A 2,491-nucleotide genomic window follows, 5' to 3' on the forward strand; every position below is an offset into this window, starting at 1 on the left:
CCCAGGACGTCCACCAGGGCGCCGTCGCCGCTGAGCCGGCCCGGGAGCCGGTTCATCGTCCCCACGAATCCCGCCACGAAGGGCGTGGCGGGATTGCTGTAGAGCTCCTCCGGGGTGGCGCACTGCTCCAGGCGCCCGTCCCGCATGACGGCCACGCGGTCCGCCATGGACAGGGCCTCCTCCTGGTCATGGGTGACGAAGAGGGTGGTGATGCCCAGTTCCAGCTGGAGGCGGCGGATCTCCTCTCTGAGGGACTGGCGGACCTTGGCGTCCAGGGCGGAGAGCGGCTCGTCCAGGAGCAGCACCCGCGGTTCCAGGGCCAGCGCCCGGGCGAGGGCCACGCGCTGCTGCTGGCCCCCGGAGAGCTGGCGGGCGTAGCGGCCGCCCTGGGTGGGCAGTCCCACCAGCTCCAGGAGTTCCTGGGCGCGGGCCCGTCGCTTGGCCGCCGGAGCGCCCTGCATGCGCATCCCGAAGGCGACGTTGTCCGCGGCGCTGAGATGCGGGAAGAGGCTGTAGGACTGGAACACCATGCCGACGTCGCGGCGGTGCGTGGGCGTGCCGGTCACGTCCACGTCGTCCACCAGGACCTCCCCGGAATCCGGGGTCTCGAAGCCGGCCACCATGCGCAGCGCGGTGGTCTTCCCGCAGCCGGAGGGACCCAGGAGGGCCAGCAGCTCCCCGGGGTTCAGTGTCAGATCCAGCCCGTCCAGGGCCGTGGTGGTGCCGAAGGAACGCCGCAGCCCGCGGAATTCCAGGGTGGCGCCGGTGCCTGAGGCCGGTGGCCTGGGGTTGAGGGTGGGTGTGGTCATGAGGTCTCCTTGGAGGCTTTGGAACGGCCGAGTTTCGCGACCGCGAGAAGGATGAGCCAGGTACCGATCAGGCCGACCATGGAGACGGCGACGGACAGCTGGGCGTGGGAGCCACTGATGGCGACGGTCCAGACCGCGAAGGGCTGGAAGCCCAGCAAAGCTGACACGGCGTATTCGCCGAGCACCAGGGCGATGGTCAGGAACGCGGTGTTCAGCAGGGCTTCCCGGAGGTTGGGCAGCAGGACCAGGAACATGGTCCGGAACCAGGAGGCCCGGCACGAGCGGGCAGCCTCCACCAGGACCTTCACTTCGATGGAGTTCAGGCCCGATTCCAGGGTGGTGTAAGCCAGGGGCAGCGCCATGAGGGTGTAGGCGAGCACCAGGATGGCCGGGAAGCCGGGCTGCTGCAGGGCTGCGAGCATCGGGAAGCCCGGTGTGTCGTAGAGCCAGTCGGTGGCCCAGCGGAGCACGGTGGTGATGCCGGCGCCCAGCGCCACGGCCGGGACCACGAGCGGGAGCATGCAGACGACGGCGACCAGGGCTTTCGCGCGCGGCGCGGCAAGGCGCACGGCCAGGAGGGCGGGCAGCAGGAGGCAAAAGACCAGGACGATCGTGGCGCCCGCCAGGAGCAGGGTCAGCCCCAGGCTCTGGGCCAGGCCGTCGGCGGTGAAGATGTCAGCATAGGCGTCCAGGCCCGGCTTCTGGCGGGGGTCTCCGAGGCCGACCGTGAAGGCCAGGGCACAGAGGATGGGCACCAGGAAGTAGACCCCCGCGGCGGTGAGGGCGACAGAGCGTCCCAGCCGCGATTCACGGGCGGAGCCACGGGCCCCGGAGCGGCGTGCGGTGTTCAGGAGAGCCATACCGAGGTCCTTCGCTGCAGCAGGAGCTGGATGCCCATCACCAGGGCGGCCACGACGATCATGTCCATGCCGAGGGCCAGGGCGGTGTTCGCCTGCCCTACCAGGACGTCACCCGTCAGGGCGGAGGCGATCTTCACGGTCACCAAGGGGATGGAGCTGCCCACCATGGCGGCCGCCGTGGCGTAGGCGCTGAAGGCGCTGCCGAACAGCAGGACGAAGCCGCTGAGCAGGGTGGGGAGCAGGATAGGGAGGGCCACATGCCGCCAGTACTGGAAACCCGTGGCGCGGTTGTTCCGGGCGGCTTCCCGCCACTGGGGTTTGAGGCCGTCCAGCGCCGGGGTGAGGGTGAGGACCATGAGGGGCACAAGGAAGTACAAGTAGACGATGGACAGTCCCCAGAAGTTGTAGAGGCTCCAGCCTTTGTCCGTGAGCCCGAAGAATCCTGTCAGGACGCCGGCGTTGCCCAGGGTGGCCACGAAGGCGAAGGCCAGCGGCACGCCGCCGAAGTTGGCGATCACGCCGGAGGCGGACAGCACAGCTTCCCGCAGGCTGCGGAACCTGGAGGTGACGATAGCGTAGGCGATCGGGAGGCTGACCGCAGTGGCGACGAAGGCCGTGAGCGCGGACAGGCGGACGCTGCCCAACAGGCTCTCCAGGTACGGGCCGTCGAAGCTTGCCGCGAAATTGGCGCCCGTGACGGACGTGGCGCCGGCGTCGTTGGTCGTGGTGACGGATCCGATGGCCATGGCGGCGACGGGGAGGCCGAGCGCGACGGCGGCGAAGGCCAGCAGCGGGAGGACTCCGAGCCAGCCGGCGGATGGT

The 2,491-nt window shown here is 70.0% G+C and carries 3 protein-coding genes; all 3 read right to left on the reverse strand.

Translation table 11 applies throughout. From position 1 onward, the window contains the following. Positions 1 to 809, reverse strand: an 809-nt coding sequence (locus AC1DEY_RS22835; RefSeq protein WP_476869990.1) for an ABC transporter ATP-binding protein, incomplete at its 3' end; no start/stop codon positions are given. Continuing rightward, entirely contained in the window at positions 806 to 1,669 is an 864-nt protein-coding gene (locus AC1DEY_RS22840) for an ABC transporter permease subunit (protein ID WP_476869991.1), read from the reverse strand. The genes AC1DEY_RS22840 and AC1DEY_RS22835, both read right to left, overlap by 4 nt. Next, positions 1,657 to 2,491, reverse strand: an 835-nt coding sequence (locus AC1DEY_RS22845) for an ABC transporter permease (RefSeq protein WP_476869992.1), incomplete at its 5' end; no start/stop codon positions are given. The genes AC1DEY_RS22840 and AC1DEY_RS22845, both read right to left, overlap by 13 nt.

The organism is Arthrobacter sp. 05T47, assembly GCF_056395825.1.